Source organism: Bradyrhizobium sp. Ken51 (assembly GCF_055807435.1).
The window spans coordinates 1-258 of record NZ_JBVVPB010000186.1; the positions used below are offsets into that span (position 1 = coordinate 1).

General features: G+C 47.7%; 1 protein-coding gene. It reads right to left on the minus strand.

Features of this window, described 5'->3' with window-relative positions:
• The coding region (locus AC0L27_RS41415; protein WP_473323909.1) for a hypothetical protein at nt 1–258 on the minus strand (258 nt) is incomplete at both ends.

A 258-nucleotide genomic window follows, 5' to 3' on the forward strand; every position in this document is an offset into this window, starting at 1 on the left:
GTTTGTTGTCTTTTTTAGTTCCGTCAGCGTGAGGATGCTCGCTCGGTAAACCTGATCATAATGTTTACCAGAAACAGGGAAAGACGTGGTGTAACTGCGCCCTAATGAAGAGACAAATCTTTCGCTACACAGAGACATCATTATTCCGGTGACGGATGAATCGTGCCGGAACGCAGCCGCAGAGGTGCAAACTTTGAAGCCCTGACCCCATGCCGCTATACTGCCGCCATCACTTAAAAACAGGATACAACAATGAAC